The 16,510-nt window shown below is 64.3% G+C and carries 18 protein-coding genes; 12 read left to right on the forward strand and 6 right to left on the reverse strand.

Going from position 1 to position 16,510, the window contains the following annotated elements; all coding sequences use genetic code 11:
• The first annotated feature begins 73 nt into the window (after positions 1 to 73).
• From L981_RS32145 to L981_RS32155, 3 genes are all read left to right on the forward strand, one after another.
• Complete coding sequence (locus L981_RS32145) at positions 74 to 391, forward strand: membrane protein (protein WP_043626572.1); 318 nt, start codon at positions 74 to 76, stop codon at positions 389 to 391.
• 39 nt (positions 392 to 430) lie between these two features.
• Entirely contained in the window at positions 431 to 1,084 is a 654-nt protein-coding gene (gene msrA, locus L981_RS32150; RefSeq protein ID WP_043626617.1) for a peptide-methionine (S)-S-oxide reductase MsrA, read from the forward strand.
• Positions 1,085 to 1,388: 304 nt separating this feature from the next.
• On the forward strand, positions 1,389 to 2,381 hold the full coding sequence (locus L981_RS32155) for a BMP family protein (RefSeq protein WP_034804831.1): 993 nt from the start codon (positions 1,389 to 1,391) through the stop codon (positions 2,379 to 2,381).
• Positions 2,382 to 2,461: 80 nt separating this feature from the next.
• On the opposite strand, the gene L981_RS32160 is transcribed toward L981_RS32155, so the two are convergent.
• Together L981_RS32160 and L981_RS32165 are read right to left on the reverse strand one after the other, a co-directional pair.
• Entirely contained in the window at positions 2,462 to 2,671 is a 210-nt protein-coding gene (locus L981_RS32160) for a SlyX family protein (RefSeq protein WP_043626575.1), read from the reverse strand.
• A gap of 76 nt (positions 2,672 to 2,747) precedes the next feature.
• The gene (locus L981_RS32165) at positions 2,748 to 3,479 is read right to left on the reverse strand and encodes a sulfate transporter family protein (protein WP_043626578.1); all 732 of its coding nucleotides are present in this window, start codon (positions 3,477 to 3,479) and stop codon (positions 2,748 to 2,750) included.
• 194 nt (positions 3,480 to 3,673) lie between these two features.
• Here L981_RS32165 and L981_RS32170 point away from each other — a divergent pair, with 194 nt between their 5' ends.
• Genes L981_RS32170 through L981_RS32180 form a run of 3 tightly spaced genes read left to right on the forward strand, consistent with a single transcriptional unit; the run spans position 3,674 to position 6,674 of the window.
• Positions 3,674 to 5,035: an amidase gene (locus L981_RS32170; RefSeq protein ID WP_043626581.1), complete on the forward strand. Its 1,362-nt coding sequence runs from the start codon at positions 3,674 to 3,676 to the stop codon at positions 5,033 to 5,035.
• Positions 5,032 to 5,943, forward strand: coding sequence for an ROK family protein (locus L981_RS32175; RefSeq protein ID WP_043626584.1), 912 nt, complete (start codon positions 5,032 to 5,034; stop codon positions 5,941 to 5,943). The genes L981_RS32170 and L981_RS32175 overlap by 4 nt, the downstream gene beginning before the upstream one ends.
• Complete coding sequence (locus tag L981_RS32180) at positions 5,940 to 6,674, forward strand: copper homeostasis protein CutC (protein WP_043626587.1); 735 nt, start codon at positions 5,940 to 5,942, stop codon at positions 6,672 to 6,674. Before L981_RS32175 ends, L981_RS32180 begins: the two co-directional genes overlap by 4 nt.
• 84 nt (positions 6,675 to 6,758) lie before the next feature.
• Here L981_RS32180 and nagA read toward each other — a convergent pair whose 3' ends face one another.
• The 4 genes from nagA to L981_RS32200 are packed head-to-tail and all read right to left on the reverse strand — an operon-like array spanning position 6,759 to position 10,616.
• Complete coding sequence (gene nagA / locus L981_RS32185) at positions 6,759 to 7,919, reverse strand: N-acetylglucosamine-6-phosphate deacetylase (protein ID WP_043626590.1); 1,161 nt, start codon at positions 7,917 to 7,919, stop codon at positions 6,759 to 6,761.
• On the reverse strand, positions 7,916 to 8,938 hold the full coding sequence (locus L981_RS32190) for an SIS domain-containing protein (protein WP_043626593.1): 1,023 nt from the start codon (positions 8,936 to 8,938) through the stop codon (positions 7,916 to 7,918). The genes nagA and L981_RS32190 overlap by 4 nt, the downstream gene beginning before the upstream one ends.
• A gap of 32 nt (positions 8,939 to 8,970) precedes the next feature.
• Positions 8,971 to 9,735 (reverse strand): GntR family transcriptional regulator, encoded by a 765-nt coding sequence (locus tag L981_RS32195; protein WP_043626596.1) that lies wholly within the window; start codon positions 9,733 to 9,735, stop codon positions 8,971 to 8,973.
• Entirely contained in the window at positions 9,732 to 10,616 is an 885-nt protein-coding gene (locus L981_RS32200) for an N-acetylglucosamine kinase (protein ID WP_043626599.1), read from the reverse strand. The genes L981_RS32195 and L981_RS32200 overlap by 4 nt, the downstream gene beginning before the upstream one ends.
• A 198-nt stretch (positions 10,617 to 10,814) precedes the next feature.
• Here L981_RS32200 and L981_RS32205 point away from each other — a divergent pair, with 198 nt between their 5' ends.
• From L981_RS32205 to L981_RS32230, 6 genes are all read left to right on the forward strand, one after another.
• Entirely contained in the window at positions 10,815 to 11,711 is an 897-nt protein-coding gene (locus tag L981_RS32205; RefSeq protein WP_043626602.1) for an N-acetylmuramic acid 6-phosphate etherase, read from the forward strand.
• 55 nt (positions 11,712 to 11,766) lie between these two features.
• On the forward strand, positions 11,767 to 13,026 hold the full coding sequence (locus tag L981_RS32210) for an ABC transporter substrate-binding protein (protein WP_043626606.1): 1,260 nt from the start codon (positions 11,767 to 11,769) through the stop codon (positions 13,024 to 13,026).
• Between the two features lie 343 nt (positions 13,027 to 13,369).
• The gene (locus tag L981_RS32215; protein ID WP_043626608.1) at positions 13,370 to 14,320 is read left to right on the forward strand and encodes a carbohydrate ABC transporter permease; all 951 of its coding nucleotides are present in this window, start codon (positions 13,370 to 13,372) and stop codon (positions 14,318 to 14,320) included.
• 11 nt (positions 14,321 to 14,331) lie between these two features.
• On the forward strand, positions 14,332 to 15,171 hold the full coding sequence (locus tag L981_RS32220) for a carbohydrate ABC transporter permease (protein WP_043626614.1): 840 nt from the start codon (positions 14,332 to 14,334) through the stop codon (positions 15,169 to 15,171).
• On the forward strand, positions 15,168 to 16,232 hold the full coding sequence (locus L981_RS32225; protein ID WP_043626615.1) for a Gfo/Idh/MocA family protein: 1,065 nt from the start codon (positions 15,168 to 15,170) through the stop codon (positions 16,230 to 16,232). The genes L981_RS32220 and L981_RS32225 overlap by 4 nt, the downstream gene beginning before the upstream one ends.
• Positions 16,233 to 16,245: 13 nt before the next feature.
• Positions 16,246 to 16,510 (forward strand): ATP-binding cassette domain-containing protein (locus L981_RS32230; RefSeq protein WP_043626616.1); only part of this gene is annotated, 265 nt, incomplete at its 3' end.

The raw sequence follows: 16,510 nt of genomic DNA on the forward strand, positions 1-16,510 counted from the left end.
AGAAGATGCGGCGGGGCGACGCGCCGAGCCGATGACTCGGCGCCAGCCAGCGAATTGAAGGGAATGCCGTGCGATGCGATTTCTATTGAGGCTGGCGAGCGCCATCGTGTTGTTTGCCGCCGTGCTTGCCGGTGCCGTCGACGCGATCCAGTCGGTCGCCGCATCGGAACTGGTGATGACGTCGCTCGGCGACGACCTGGAGGCGCTTGGCGCCGACACGGCAAGCTGGGTCCAGTTTGCCCAACGTTCCGATACTGCACCGACGATCTGGCACGGGATGCTGCATTGGCTGCTGCAGCAGCCGGCCTTCGCGGTGCTGGCGCTGATCGCCCTGATCCTGTGGATGGCCGGATACAAGAAGCGGCCGGCGGCTGGACGGTTCGCCGCCTGACGCGGCGCGGGCCACCTTCGCACCGAAAGGAGTATGCTGATGTTCCTGATCGACATGTTCAACAAGAAGACGATCATGCCGGACGCGCAGACGGCGCTGCCGGGCCGTGACGCCGCGATCCCGACGGCCGAGACGCATTTCGTTTCCGGGCGGCCGTTGAAAGGCCCCTACCCCGATGGCACCAAGCGCATCCTTCTGGGCATGGGCTGCTTCTGGGGCGCCGAACGATTGCTGTGGAACATCTCCGGCGTCTACGTGACGGCGGCCGGCTATGCCGGCGGGCTGACGCCGAACCCGACCTACCAGGAAACGACGACCGGGCTTACCGGCCATGCCGAAGTGGTCCTGGTCGTCTATGATCCGGAAAAGGTGAAGCTCGCGAGCCTGCTTAGAACCTTCTTCGAGGAACACGACCCGACGCAGGGCATGCGCCAGGGCAACGACATCGGCACTACCTACCGCTCGGCGATCTATGCCTATGATGACGAGCAGTTGGCCGAAGCCAAAGCCGCGCGCGTCACGTTCCAGACCGCGCTGAAGCATGCCAACCACGGCGGCAGGGTGACGACCGAGATCGAGATGGCAGGCCCGTTCTATTTCGCCGAGGACTACCACCAGCAATATCTGGCGAAGAACCCCAGCGGCTATTGCGGCCTGCGCGGCACCGGCGTCAGCTGCCCGATCGGCCACTAGACGCATACCCCCTGGGTGGTATCCCGCGTGCGGTCGCGATACCCACAACCCTGAGGCCGCGCCGGACCGGTCGGGACACCTCGCCCGGATCTCAAAAACGCAACAGAACCGGTGCCTTACGGGTGCCGGTATCCGTGGCTTCAATTTTTACCATCTGAAAAATTTTGAGTGTTTTTTTGCCGTGACCGTGCAAGGATGCGCCACCCTAGCCCCAAGGAGAAGGGGGTGGGTTCCGCAGACAGGCTTCCGTCAGGGAGCCGGCGGGAGGACCCAATAAGATCAATAGCGACAACAGGGCTGCACGATGAAAAAAACAATTCTCGGTCTCTTTGCCTTTTCGATGATGTCCGCGACGGCACTGGCCGCCGACATCAAGCCGGCGATCATCTACGATCTCGGCGGCAAGTTCGACAAATCCTTCAACGAGGCTGCCTTTAACGGCGCCGAGAAGTTCAAGACGGAATCGGGTGTCGAATACCGCGAGTTCGAAATCGCCAACGACGCCCAGCGCGAACAGGCGCTGCGCCGCTTCGCCAGCGACGGCAACAGCCCGATCGTCATGGCCGGCTTCAACTGGGCGGCTTCGCTCGAAAAGATCGCCCCGGAATATCCGGACATCAAGTTCGCGATCATCGACATGGTCGTCGAGAAGCCGAACGTCAAGTCGGTCGTCTTCAAGGAACAGGAAGGCTCCTACCTCGTCGGCGTTCTCGCCGGTCTCGCTTCCAAGTCGAAGACCGTCAGCTTCGTCGGCGGCATGGACGTTCCGCTGATCCACAAGTTCGCCTGTGGCTACGTTGGCGGCGCCAAGTCGACCGGCGCTGACGTCAAGGTTCTGGAAGCCTACACCGGCACGACGCCGGACGCCTGGAACGACCCGGTCAAGGGCGGCGAGATCGCCAAGTCCCAGATCGACCAGGGCTCGGATGTCGTCTACCACGCAGCCGGCGGCACCGGTGTCGGCGTTCTGCAGGCCGCTGCGGATGCGGGCAAGCTCGGCATCGGCGTCGATTCGAACCAGAACGCCCTGCAGCCGGGCAAGGTCCTGACCTCGATGCTGAAGCGCGTCGATGTCGCCGTCTACGAAGCCTTCACGGCGGCCAAGAACGACAAGTTCGAGTTCGGCATTTCCAACCTCGGCCTCAAGGAAGATGGCGTCGGCTATGCCCTCGACGACAACAACAAGGCGCTGATCACGCCCGAGATGCTCGACGCAGTGGAAAAGGTGAAGGCCGAAATCATTGCCGGCAAGGTCCAGGTCCACGACTACATGAGCGACGAGTCCTGCCCCTACTAAGAGCAGCGCTTACGTCATGAAAAAGGCCGCCGGTTCGTTGGACCGGCGGCCTTTTGTTTGTCCTGTCGCTGTCGTGGCGATCAGTAATGCGGCGGTTTCGTAATGGCCGGCGCGTCGAGCGACTGCTCTTCGAGCGTTAGGAACCTTTCGGTCAGCCGGTCGAGCTTGGCGCGGGTCTGCTCGACCACCTTCCACTGCTCGGCAAGTTGATCGGAAAGCTCCTCGATGGTCTTGGCCTGGTGGGCCACGGTCTCCTCGAGGCGGGTGATCCGTTCGTCCGTGTTGCTCATTCCTGCAAACTCCATGGGCGCGCGGCGCCGTTTGCCGGCAGATTGGCCACCGCCGGCCTTAAGTCAAGCAAGAGCCTTACGCCTTCGCCGCGACACGCAGCGAGAACCCGGGATCTTTCGCCGAGAGCCGCTTGTGCAGGTGCACCATCAGGCCGGCGGCAAAGAGCGGCGTCAAAAGGTTGACGAAGGGTACCGCCAGGAAGCCGGCGAGCAGCAGCCCGGCGAGAAAGACGGTCGAGCGATGCTTTTCCCGGAAGAGCCGCGCCTCCGCCGGCGCGCGATAGCGCATCGCCGCAAACTCGAAGAATTCGCGGCCGAGCAGATAGCCGTTGACCAGGAAGAAGGCGACGAGATTGACGCCCGGAACGAGCAGCAGCACGAGCGCCAGGAGGTTGCCGAGGATGACGACGCCCAGGAACTTGAGCGAGCCGGCAATCGCCTCGCCGAGCGGCAGCGGCCGGCCCGGGGGCTCGTTCGGATAGTCACGCTTCTCGATGACATCGGCAACGTCGTCGAGGAAGAAGCCGGCGATGAGCGCGGTGACGGGGGCAAGAAGCAAGGCGAGCACGAGGGCCAGGCCAAGGCTTGCGAAGATGCCGAGCACGAAGGTCAGCCAGCCGGCCCAGACGGGCGTGCCCGGCATCAGCGTGTCGATCCACGGCAAGGCCAGCCAGACGAACACTTCGCGCACCGCAAACCACAGGGCGACAAGCGCAAGGATCGTCAAGCCCAGCACCTTCCAGAAGACCGATCGGGTCTCGGGTGCAAACAGGTTGGCAAGCGACAGCCGCGCCGCGTCCAGGATCATCATCGCTCTCCAGCATGGGCCAAGGTTCGATGGTGCATGTAGGCAGAGGCGCTACCGGCGACAAGATCGCTCCGGCAGACACCCGTCTTTATGCAAGATTCATGCACCTCATCTAAGGGAAGCATGGAAAACGCCGGGAGCGGCGATATTGTAGACATATGGGATGCCGGCAGCAGCGCTCCGCGGAGGATGACATGACAGAACAAAAGACACTCGCCAGCCTTTCCGTGCTGGTGCAGAGCGGCAGGCTGGATCCGGTGGAACTCGCCAAGGAAACCTATGCGGCGATCGACGCCCACGGCGATTACGCCATCTTTGTCGAGCTGACGCCGGAGCGCGCGACACGGGATGCGGAGGCTGCCTCGAAGCGTCTGAGGGCCGGGCGGTCGCTCGGCCTGCTCGACGGCCTGCCGGTCGCCTGGAAGGATCTGTTCGACACTGCCGGCAGCGTCACGACCGCCGGCTCGGCGGTGCTGCGCACGAACGCGCCGGCAACAAGCGACGCGCCCGTGGTCGCCGCCGTTTCCGCCGCCGGCATGGTCAGTGTTGGCCGCACCAATCTCAGCGAATTCGCCTTCTCCGGCCTTGGCATCAACCCGCACTACGGCACGCCGCGCAACCCCGCCGCCACGGACGTCGAGCGCATTCCCGGCGGCTCGTCGTCGGGCTCGGCGGTCGCGGTTGCGGCCGGGCTGGTGCCGGCGGCCATCGGCACCGACACCGGCGGCTCCGTCCGCATTCCCGCAGCCTTCACCGGCATCGTCGGCTACAAGGCGACACGCGGCCGCTATGCGATGAAGGGTATTTTTCCGTTGGCGGAAAGCCTGGATTCGCTCGGGCCCCTTTGCCACACGGTGCAGGATGCCGTCTGGGTCGACGCCGCCATGCATGGGTTGACGGCGCCGACCGTGCGCCGCGCGGACCTCTCGGGCGTCGCGCTGGTGATCCCGGAAACGGTGGTCTTCGACGATGCGGAACCGGAGGTCGTCGAAGCCTTCGAGGACGCGATCAAGCGGCTCGAAAAGGCGGGCGTTGCCGTCAGCCGCCGCGCTTTCCCGTCCTTCTCGGCGGTGTTCGGGTTGATGGCCCGCCACGGCGCCCTGGTAACGGCCGAGGCCTATGCGCTGCACCGCGAGCGTCTCGCCGGCCCTGAAGCAAACGCGATCGATCCGCGCGTCGTCGCCCGCACACGGCTCGGCGAGAAGATCACCATGCCCGACTACATCGCCCTCCTCGACGCGCGCGACCAGCTGATCCACGAGACGGTCGAAAGCCTGAGGCCGAACGAACTCATCGCCCACCCGACGCTGCCGCATGTCGCCCCGCCGATCGCGCCGCTTCTCGAAGACGACGAATTGTTCTTCAAGATCAACGGCAAGACGCTGCGCAACACGTCGATCGGCAACTTCCTGGATTTCTGCGGCATCTCCATTCCCTGCGGGCTTGGAGCGGCGGAAATGCCGGTCGGCTTCCAGCTTGCGGCCCCACATCACCAAGACGACCGGCTGCTTTCGGTGGCGCTTTCGGCCGAGGCGATCATCCGGGGTGAGGCATGATCGTCTGTTTCGACATCGGCGGCTCGGCAATCAAGGGCGCGATCGTGCATTCGCGCGACCGGATCTTTCCGTTGCCGCGCCGAGCCACGCCACTTACCAACTTCCGCCAGTTCGTGCAGGCGCTCGAAGAGGTCCTCGACGAAGCGGGCGGACATCCGGCTTGCGTCGCGATCTCGATCACGGGCGTCATCGATCCCGAGACGCAGCGCATCAAATGCGCCAACATCCCCTGCATCGACGGTCGCGAACTGGTCGCCGAGCTGGAGGCGGCGCTGCATCTTCCGGTGAAGATCGCCAATGACGCCGACTGTTTTGCGCTGGCCGAGGCCGGCGCGGGTGCCGGACGCGGCCACCGCATCGTTTTCGGCGCCATCCTCGGCACCGGCGTCGGCGGCGGCCTGGTCATCGACGGCCGGCTGATCAATGCCGACGGCGGCTTTGCCGGCGAATGGGGCCATGGTCCGGCGATCGCGTCGGAAGCCGGCGATCCGCCCATCGCCATTCCCGCCTATGCCTGCGGCTGCGGCCAGAAGCGCTGCGTCGATACCGTCGGCGGTGCCCGCGGGCTGGAACGCCTGCACCAGACCGCCCACGGCAAGACGCTTTCGAGCCACGAGATCATCGAAGCCTGGAAGACTGGCGACGCCGAAGCCAAGCGCACGGTCGACCTTCTCGTCGACCTCGTCAGCTCGCCGCTGGCGCTGGTCATCAACATCACCGGCGCGACGATCGTGCCCGTCGGCGGCGGCCTTTCCAATGCCGAGGAGCTGCTTGCCGAGATCGACAGGGCAGTGCGTAGCCGGATTCTGAGACAGTTCGACCGGCCGCTGGTCGTGCGCGGCGAATGCCGGATCGAGCCCGGCCTGATCGGCGCGGCGCTGCTCGGGCTTTCAGGAGACAAGGTATGAGCGACATCAAACTCGAAGTCTGCGTCGACGACGCGGACGGACTTTACGCGGCCATCGAAGGCGGTGCCGATCGAATCGAGCTTTGCGCCGCCCTTTCCGTCGGCGGCCTCACGCCCAATCCCGGTCTGATGGCGCTGGCTGGCCCGCCGCCCGTGCCCGTTTACGCGATGATCCGGCCGCGGCCGGGCGATTTCATCTTCTCGACCGCCGACCTCGACGTGATGCGCCGCGATATCGATGCGGCGCGAGACGCCGGTCTGGCCGGTGTCGTGCTCGGCGCGTCGTTGGCCGATGGCCGGCTCGACGCATCGATGCTCATCAAGCTCACCGGCCACGCGGCCGGGCTCGGCATGACGCTGCACCGGGCGTTCGATCTCGTGCCGGATTTTGCCGAGGCGATGGAGACGGCGGTGGAACTCGGCTTCGAACGCATCCTGACCTCGGGCGGCGCGAAGAGCGCGCCACAGGCGATCGACCGCTTGGCGGAAATCATCGAGCGTGCAGCCGGCCGATTGTCGATCATGCCCGGGTCCGGCGTGACGCTGGACACCGTGGATGCCCTCTTAAGTAAGCTGAGCGTCCGGGAGGTTCACTCTTCCTGCTCCGTTCGTGAGCCGGCTCAGGATCCGCGACTGGTGGAGATGGGCTTCGTCTCCGCCGACCGGCGTCGCACCGATGCGGACACGGTCCGGGCGATGAAGGCGAAGCTTGCGGCCCATAGCCCGCGCTAACAAAAAAGCCCAAAGAAAAAGACCCGGAGAGCGAAGCGCTTTCCGGGTCTTTCTGTCAGGTCTTTGTTGTTCGTGACGTCGCAATCAGGCTGCGTAAACCTGCGTGCCGCCGATCCAGGTGGATCCCATGCCGAGTTCCGGCGTGAGCAGCACGAAATCGGCATCCGCTCCGGGCTTCAGCCGCCCCTTGTGGGTGGCGAGGCCCATGGCGTCGGCCGGATAGGCGGAGGCCATGCGCAGCGCTTCCTCGACCGGCAGGCCGAGCTTTTCGTGCACGAGGCGGACCGAGGACAGCATGTCGATGTCGGCACCGGCGAGCGTGCCGTCGGCAAGCGTCAGGCGGCCGCCCTCGCGCAGGATTTCGCGACCGTTGAGCTGGAAGCTCTTCATGTCGGTGCCGATCGGCGACATCGCGTCGGTGACCAGGAAGATCTGGCCCGGCCCCACCTTGGCGCGCAGCGCCACGCCCATCGACGCCGGCTCGACGTGATAGCCGTCGGCGATCATGCCCGCATGCAGCGTGCCGGTGGCAAGCGCTGCACCGACCACGCCCGGCTCACGATGGCCGAGGCCGCTCATGGCGTTGAAGAGATGGGTTACCGTGCGCGCGCCCGCCTTGGCATAGGCGACCGCGGTTTCATAGCCGACATCCGTATGGCCGAGGCTGACGACGGCGCCGGCGTCAGTAAGCGCCCGCACCTGCTCCTTGGTGGCGTTTTCCGGCGCCACGGTCACCATCAGGACGCCGAGCGCCCTGGCGCAATCGAGCATTTCGGTGAGATCGGCGTCGTCCATCGGGCGGATCAGTTTCGGATCGTGCGCCCCCTTGCGCGCGACCGAAAGATGCGGGCCTTCGAGATGCAGCCCGAGGAAACCGGGCACGCCGGCAGCCTTGGCCTCAAGGCCGGCCTTGATGGTGGCGCTTCTAATTTCGCGCGTATCGGTGATCAGCGTCGGCAGAAGTGCCGTCGTGCCGAACTTGGCATGGGCCGAGCAGATCTGCCGGATGCCTTCGACCGTCGGCTCCTCGTTCAGAAGCGCACCACCGCCGCCGTTGACCTGCAGGTCGATGAACCCCGGCGCCAAAAGCATGCCGTGGGCATCGATCCGCTCGGCATCGGCGGGAACGTCGGCAGACGCCACGATCGCCTTGACCCGGCCGGCCTCGATGACGAGGGCGCAGCCGTCGTGCCATTCGACGCCGTCGAACAGGCGGGCGCCGGTGATTGCCTTCCTCTCGCTCATCTCGTCTCCGTTACCTTCTTGAGGCTTGCCGGCGCATCGGGATTGAGACCGCGCGAACGCGACCAGGCCTCGACGAAGCCGTAGAACGGCAGGATCAGCGTCAGCGCGTCGGTGATCGGGTGACCGGTCTCGACGAAGGGCAGACGCTTGGCCTTGGCGGCGAGGTTCGAGGTAGCATGAACCACTGCACCCTTTTCCGCCATACCGTCGGCAATGCCGGCAACCGACGTCTCGGCCGCATCACGGGCGGCAAGTGTCAGCACCGGGAACTTGGCGCCGACGAGCGCCACCGGCCCGTGCAGCACTTCCGCCGCGGAATAGGCTTCCGCATGCATGCCGGAGGTTTCCTTGAACTTCAGCGCCGCTTCGCTGGCGATCGCGAGCGCCGGGCCGCGGCCGAGCACATAGAGCGATTCGGCTTCGCCAAGATCGTCGGCAAAGGCCTGCCAGTCGAGCTTGACGGCCTTGGCAAACTGGTTCGGCAGGTCGGCGACCGCGCGCTGAAGCGCCGCATCACCGGTCCACTCGCCAAGCACGGCGAGGCCGGCGACGATCGAATTGACGTAGGACTTCGTGGCGGCAACCGCGATTTCCGGACCGGCCAGGATGTCGAGCGGGTTGGTGCAAGCCTCGGAAATCGGCGAGGGCAAAGTGTTGGTAAGCGCGATCGAGACCGCGCCGGCATCGGTTGCAGCCTTCGCCATGGCGACGATGTCCGGGCTCTTGCCCGACTGCGAAATCGCGATCGCTGCCGCGCCGCCGAGCTTCAGCTTGGCCCCGTAGATCGAGGCCAGCGACGGGCCGAGCGAAGCGACGGGCACGCCGGCCTGCAGCTCGATCGCATATTTGAGGAACAGCGCCGCATGGTCGGAAGAGCCGCGGGCAATGGTGACGAGGAAGGCCGGATCCTTGGCGCGGAGTGCCGCACCGGCAGCCTTGAGCTGGTCGGCGGAGCGTTCCAGCAGACGTTGGGCGGCTTCGGGGATCTCGTCGATTTCTCGGCGCATATTGGTCTGCATGGTCAATTCCCTTTCTTGGCGGAGCCGTCGCTTTAGGATTCCGACAGCGTCAGTTCCGCGACAAAGTCATAGGCATCGCCCCGGTAGAGCGAGCGGGTGAATTCGACGACGCGTCCCGATGCGAGATAGGAAACACGTTCGATGGAAAGGCCGGCCGAACCGACGGCGACGCCGAGCATCGAGGCATCCGGATCCTTGATGTTGCAGGCGGAGATGCGCTGCACGGCGCGCACCGGTCGCGAGCGCGTCTTGTCGAGCGCAGTATAGAGCGACGAGGTGACGGTCTGCGGGTCGGGCAGGAACTCCGCCGAAATGCTGGCACGCTCGATCGCAAGCGGCATGTCGTCGGCGATGCGCAGGCGCCCGAGGCGGGCAACCAGCGCGTCGGCTGGAAGGCCGAGCGCCATCATTTCATCCGGAGAGGGATGAAACAGGCCGCGCTCCAGCCAGCGGGCATGGGTGTTCAGGCCACGGCGCGCCATGTCTTCGGTAAACGAGGTCAGCCGCGAGAGCGACTGCTGCACCTTGGAGACCGGCTTGACGACGAAGGTGCCGGAGCCGTGGCGGCGAACCAGCAGCCCGTCGCGCACAAGGTCGTCCACGGCCTTGCGCACGGTGACGCGGCTGATGTTGGCGTAGTCGGCAAGGTCGCGTTCCGGCGGCAGAGCGTCGCCGTGGTTGAGCTTGCCCGACTGGATCGCGTCTTCGAGCGATTGCCTGAGCTTGAGATAGAGCGGCCCCGACCCTCCGGACTGCAGGCCCTCGAGCGGCAGAATGGAAGCGAGCTGGTGCGTCATGCGCCTGCCCTCGCCTGGGTGCCGAAGCGCTGGGCGGCAACGGCGACCGATCCGGTCAGCGCGTCGGCCTCCGCCTCGACGAGCAAGGCCTGATGCCGATCGGCAAGCCAGGGGCGATAGAGCGGCGCCAATCCACCGAGAAGGCACAATCTGTCGCAGCCCCTTGCGACGACGACATCAAGTGCCTCGTCCACTGTAAGCGCAGCGGCTTTCAGGATGCGCACGGCAACCGGATCACCGGATGCGGCCCCCTCGAACACGCGCGGCGCATAGCGACCGAATTCTCCGGGCTTGGCGAGGCGAGCGAAATCGACGACGTCGCGCGCCTCGTTGTTGAACTCGGCGAGGACGCTGTCGGTGACCGCCGAGGCTTCATGAATATTATCGAAGGCAAGCAGGCTTTCCTGCAGAAGCGCGTGGCCGATGCGGGCGCCGCTGCCATGGTCACCGATGGTGAAGCCCCAACCGCCGACATAGCTGACGGTTTCGCCCTGGCGCAGGATATAGATGCTGCCGGTACCAAGAATGGCGACCGCGCCGTCACGATTGCCGAGCGCACCCTGGAGGGCGATCAAGCCATCGGATTCGATGTCGGCAGCGGCGAACGGAAGGCGGCGCTTCACATAATGCACGGCGTCACCGACATTGTGCCCGGCGACACCGACGATCGCCTTGGCGGCGCTAATACCCTGGGGATCAAGGCCCGCCTCTACGAAAGCGGCGCGTGCGGCCTCACCGATATTGGCAAGCGCGGTTTCCGGATCCGTCAGGATATTGGCGGCGCCGGACTTGCCGCGCCCGAGAATGCGCCCGTCCGCCGTTGCCACGGCAGCCCGGCAGCTCGTTCCGCCGCCATCGATTCCGATCAGGTAATTTGTCATGAGCACCTCCGCCCATTGAGGATACCAAAAAAATACCAATATCCAAGCCTGAATCCGCTCACTGTTTCGATTTCGTTGCAATACGTTGAAATCTAAGGGCTAATTTAGCTGTTTAGTTTTTTCAGACGCCAAAACTTAAATTCTGCTGGACAATTGGTATTTTTTTGGCATTAATTTGACCAAGAGGAGACACAACCCATGCCGTCAGCCAAGACCGAAGAGCGCCACGACAACGCCAAAGGCCTGGATCTTATGCATCCGGCGCTGGCGCTCCGGCTGCTCGCGTCCGGCCAGCAGGCGGCCGCCAAGGCCGTCGACGCGGCGATCGAGTCGATCTCGGCTGCCGCATCGATCGCGGCCGAATCCCTCGCATCCGGCCGGCGTCTCGCCTATGCCGGCGCCGGCAGCTCAGGCCTGATGGCCATGGCCGATGCGCTCGAACTGCCCGGCACCTACGGCATTGCCCAGGACCAGATCGTCGTTCTGCTTGCCGGCGGCACCGCCAGCCTCAGCGACCTTGCAGGTGGCTATGAAGACGACATGGACCTTGCCCGTGAAGACGTGCGCAAGGCCGGCATCGGCGCGGGCGACTGCCTCGTTTCCGTTTCCGCCAGCGGCTCCACCCCTTACGCGCTTGCTGCGGCCGACGAGGCCCGCAAGCTCGGTGCCAAGGTGATCGGGGTCGCGAACAATCCGGGTGCGGCGCTGTTCAAGGACGCCGACGTTTCGATCCTTCTGCAGACGCCGCCGGAAGTGGTTTCCGGCTCGACCCGCATGGGCGCCGGCACCGCGCAGAAGATCGCCTTCAACATGTTCTCGACGCTGGTCGGCATTCAGCTCGGCCACGTGCTCGACGGCCACATGGTCAACCTGCGCGCCGACAACATCAAGCTGCACGGCCGCGCAATCCGCATCGTTACCGACATTACCGGCATCAGCGCTGCCGAAGCCGGCCGGCTGATCAACATGGCCTCCGGCTCGGTCAAGGTCGCAATCCTGCTCGCCTCTGGCGCGAAGGACGTTGCGGTCGCGGAGGCGGCACTGAAAGAGACCAGGCAGAATCTGCGCCAGGCGATCGACATCGTCTCGGCCTGAGTAATTCCGGGATCCAAACCGCGCCGGAGGGCGCTTATAAAGAGGGAGAAACTGCATGATCCGTACGACAATCAAAGGCCTGCTGCTCGCTTCGAGCATTCTCGGCACGGCCGGGCTGGCGCACGCCGAGGACGTGACGCTGACCATCGAAAGCTGGCGCAACGACGACCTGGCGATCTGGCAGGAAAAGCTGATCCCGGCGTTCGAAGCCAAGCACCCCGGCATCAAGGTCAAGTTCGCGCCGACCGCGCCGACCGAGTACAACGCCGCGCTCAACGCCAAGCTTGACGCCGGCTCCGCAGGCGATCTCATCACCTGCCGTCCGTTCGACGCCTCGCTCGAGCTTTACAACAAGAAGCACCTCGCCGACCTGACGGGTCTGGCCGGCATGGAGAACTTCTCGCCGGTCGCCAAGTCCGCCTGGACCACCGACGACGGCAAGGCCACCTTCTGCGTGCCGATGGCTTCGGTCATCCACGGCTTCATCTACAACAAGGACGCCTTCGACCAGCTCGGCATCCAGATCCCGACGACGGAAGCGGAATTCTTCGCCGCCCTCGACAAGATCAAGGCCGACGGCAACTACATCCCGATGGCGATGGGCACCAAGGACCTCTGGGAAGCCGCGACCATGGGCTACCAGAACATCGGCCCGACCTACTGGAAGGGTGAAGAAGGCCGCGCCAAGCTGATCAAGGGCGAAGAGAAGCTGACCGACGAAGCATGGGTCGAGCCCTATCGCGTTCTTGCCAAGTGGAAGGATTATCTCGGCGACGGCTTCGAAGCCCAGACCTACCCGGACAGCCAGAACCTCTTCACGCTCGGCCGCGCTGCCATCTACCCGGCCGGCTCGTGGGAAATCGGCCTGTTCAACACGCAGGCCCAGTTCAAGATGGGCGCCTTCCCGCCGCCGGTGAAGAACGCCGGTGACGCCTGCTACATCTCCGACCACAACGACATCGGTGTCGGCCTGAACGCCAAGAGCGCGCATGCCGAAGAAGCCAAGAAGCTGCTGACCTGGATCTCCTCGCCGGAATTCGCCGAAATCTACGCCAACGCGCTGCCGGGCTTCTTCAGCCTGAACTCGCAGCCGGTGAAGATGGCCGATCCGCTGGCGCAGGAATTCGTTTCCTGGCGCGAAAAGTGCAAGCCGACGATCCGCTCGACCTACCAGATCCTGTCGCGCGGCACGCCGAACCTGGAAAACGAGACCTGGGTCGAATCGGCCAACGTGATCAACGGCACGGATACGCCTGAGGTTGCCGCCGAGAAGCTGCAGAAGGGCCTCGACGGCTGGTACAAGCCGGCGAAGTAAGACGTAAGCGCAACAGGTTCCCTCCCCTTGACGGGGGAGGGTCGGCCCTACAGCGCCGCACGTCCTGGACGTGCATAGAGCACCTTAAGCCGGATGGATTTAAGGATGCCGTGGGGACCGGGCGGGGCGACATGCCGAATGACGGCACTCCCCCAGCCGAAGCGTCACCGGCCTCCCCCAGTGGGAGGCCACCGACGCAGTCGTTTGCAAAAGAACGCGATAGACTTAACCTTCGTCATGAGCCCTCGATAAAGGGGCAGACGGCATGCGGCGCGACCGGCCGCGTGGCGCCGGTGCGCATCATGATTGCCTGGGGACCGGTCTTCTAGAAACGGATGGATCCATGAGTGACGCTCTTTCAGTGCAAGACGGACAGCCGACCGCAAGGCGGCCGAAACGCTGGCACATCCTCGTCTTCCTGCTGCCGGCCTTCCTGGTCTATTCGGCGGTGATGATCCTGCCGTTGATCGAGACGCTCAGGCTTTCGCTGTTCAACACGGTCGACGGCCAGCCGGCCTTTGTCGGCCTTGCGAATTTCCAGACGCTGTTCGGCGACGAACGCTGGGCGCACGATTTCTGGAACGCGCTGAAGAACAATGTCATCTTCTTCATCATCCATATGTGCGTGCAGAACCCGATCGGCGTCGCGCTCGCCGCCATGCTGTCGATCCCGAAGCTGCGCTTCGTGACCTTCTACCGCACGGCGATCTTCCTGCCGACGCTGCTCTCCTTCGTGATCGTCGGCTTCATCTGGAAGCTGATCCTGTCGCCGATCTGGGGCGTTGCGCCCGGCATGCTCGATCTCGTCGGCCTGAAGTCGCTGTTTGCCCCCTGGCTCGGCAAGCCCGGTTCGGCGCTCGTCACCGTGTCGCTGATCTCGGTCTGGCAATATGTCGGCATCCCGATGATGCTGATCTACGCCGCCCTGCTCAACATTCCGGATGAGGTGATCGAGGCTGCCGAATGCGACGGCGTCACCGGCTGGAGCCAGTTCTGGAAGATCAAGCTGCCGCTGATCCTGCCGGCGATCGGCATCATCTCGATCCTGACCTTCGTCGGCAACTTCAACGCCTTCGACCTGGTCTACACGGTGCAGGGCGCGCTTGCCGGCCCGGATGGCTCGACCGACATTCTCGGCACGCTCCTCTACCGCACCTTCTTCGGTTTCCAGCTGCAGCTCGGCGACCGCTCGATGGGCGCGACGATCGCCACGGTGATGTTCCTCATCATCCTCGCCGGCGTCTCGCTCTACCTCTTCGTCATTCAGCGCCGCATGCGCCGCTACCAGTTCTGAGGAGACCGGAGATGTCGAAAGCACGCGATTCATTTCTCCGCACCGGCTTCGTGCATGCAGCGCTCATCGCCTACACGCTCATCTCGCTGTTCCCGGTGTTCCTGACGATCATCAACTCGTTCAAGGATCGCAACGCGATCTTCCGGGCGCCGCTGACGATCCCGACACCGCAGACCTTCAGCCTGATCGGCTATGAAACGGTCCTCGGCCAGGGCGACTTCGCCACCTATTTCCAGAACAGCTTCATCGTCACGATCGTCTCGATCGCGCTGGTGCTGCTCTTCGGGGCGATGGCCGCCTTCGCGCTGTCGGAATACCGCTTCCGCGGCAACACGCTGATGGGGCTTTATCTCGCGATCGGCATCATGATCCCGATCCGCCTCGGCACCGTCGCCATTCTGCAGGGCATGGTCGCTGCCAACCTCGTCAACACGCTGACGGCGCTGATCCTCGTCTATACCGCCCAAGGCCTGCCGCTGGCGATCTTCATTCTCTCGGAGTTCATGCGCACGGTCTCCGATGACCTGAAGAATGCCGGACGCATCGACGGGCTGTCGGAATACTCGATCTTCTTCCGCCTGGTTCTGCCGCTCGTCCGGCCGGCCATGGCAACGGTCGCGGTCTTCACCATGATCCCGATCTGGAACGACCTCTGGTTCCCGCTGATCCTCGCGCCGGCGGAAGCGACCAAGACGGTGACGCTCGGCTCGCAGATCTTCATCGGCCAGTTCGTCACCAACTGGAACGCGGTTCTGGCGGCGCTGTCGCTCGCCATCCTTCCGGTTCTCGTCCTCTACGTCATCTTCTCGCGGCAACTGATCCGCGGCATCACGGCAGGAGCAGTCAAGTGAGTGCAAGCAGCAAACCGGTCCGGGTCCTCGTCGCGGGGCTCGGCAACATGGGGCGCAGCCATGCGCTCGCCTATCACAACAATCCCGGCTTCGAGATCGTCGGCCTCGTCAACCGCTCCAAGGTGCCGCTGCCGGAAGAACTTGCCGGCTACGAAATCCATCCGAACTTCGAGAAGGCGCTGGCCGAACTTAAGCCGGATCTCTGCTCGATCTGCACCTATTCGGACAGCCATGCCGACTTTGCGGTCATGGCGTTCGAGGCCGGCGCCGACGTCTTCGTCGAAAAGCCGCTCGCGACCACCGTCGCCGACGCCGAGCGCGTCGTCGCGGCGGCGAAGAAACACGGCCGCAAGCTGGTGATCGGCTACATCCTTCGTCATCACCCCTCGTGGATCCGACTGATCGCCGAAGCGCGCAAGCTCGGCGGCCCCTATGTCTTCCGCATGAACCTCAACCAGCAGTCGAGCGGACCGACCTGGGAGACGCACAAGTCGCTGATGAAGACGACGTCGCCGATCGTCGACTGCGGCGTGCACTATGTCGACGTCATGTGCCAGATCACCGACGCCAAGCCGGTGGAAGTGCGCGGCATGGGGCTTCGCCTCTCCGACGAGATCGCGCCCGACATGTACAATTACGGCCACCTGCAGGTGATCTTCGAGGATGGGTCGGCCGGCTGGTACGAAGCCGGCTGGGGACCGATGATCTCGGAGACCGCCTTCTTCGTGAAGGACGTGATGTCGCCGAAGGGATCGGTGTCGATCGTCATGGACCAGAATGCCAAGTCCGACGACATCGACATGCACACCAAGACCGCGGTGATCCGGCTGCACAATGCCGAAACCGGTCCCGACGGCCGATTCCTCAAAGCCGACGAGGACCTGAAGATGGACGGCGAACCCGGCCACCAGGAACTCTGCGACCGCGAACAGGCCTATGTGCTGAAGGCCATTCGCGAAAACATCGACCTCGACCGTCACATGAACGACGCCGTGCAGTCGCTCCGCATCTGCCTTGCCGCAGACGAAAGCGTGCGCACCGGCAGACCAGTCAAACTTTAAAGGGGGCAACCAGGTGGGATCGCTTCAACTCAAATCCATCCGCAAGGCCTACGGTAGCCATGAGGTGCTGAAAGGCATCGACCTCGAGGTGAAGGACGGCGAATTCGTCATCTTCGTCGGCCCGTCCGGCTGTGGCAAGTCGACCTTGCTGCGCACCATCGCCGGTCTCGAGGACGCGACCTCAGGCAGCGTGCAGATCGACGGCACGGAAGTCGGCCACGTGGCGCCCGCCAAGCGCGGCATCGCCATGGTGTTCCAGTCCTATGCGCTCTATCCGC

Source organism: Ensifer sp. ZNC0028 (assembly GCF_000799055.1).
GTDB lineage: Bacteria > Pseudomonadota > Alphaproteobacteria > Rhizobiales > Rhizobiaceae > Ensifer.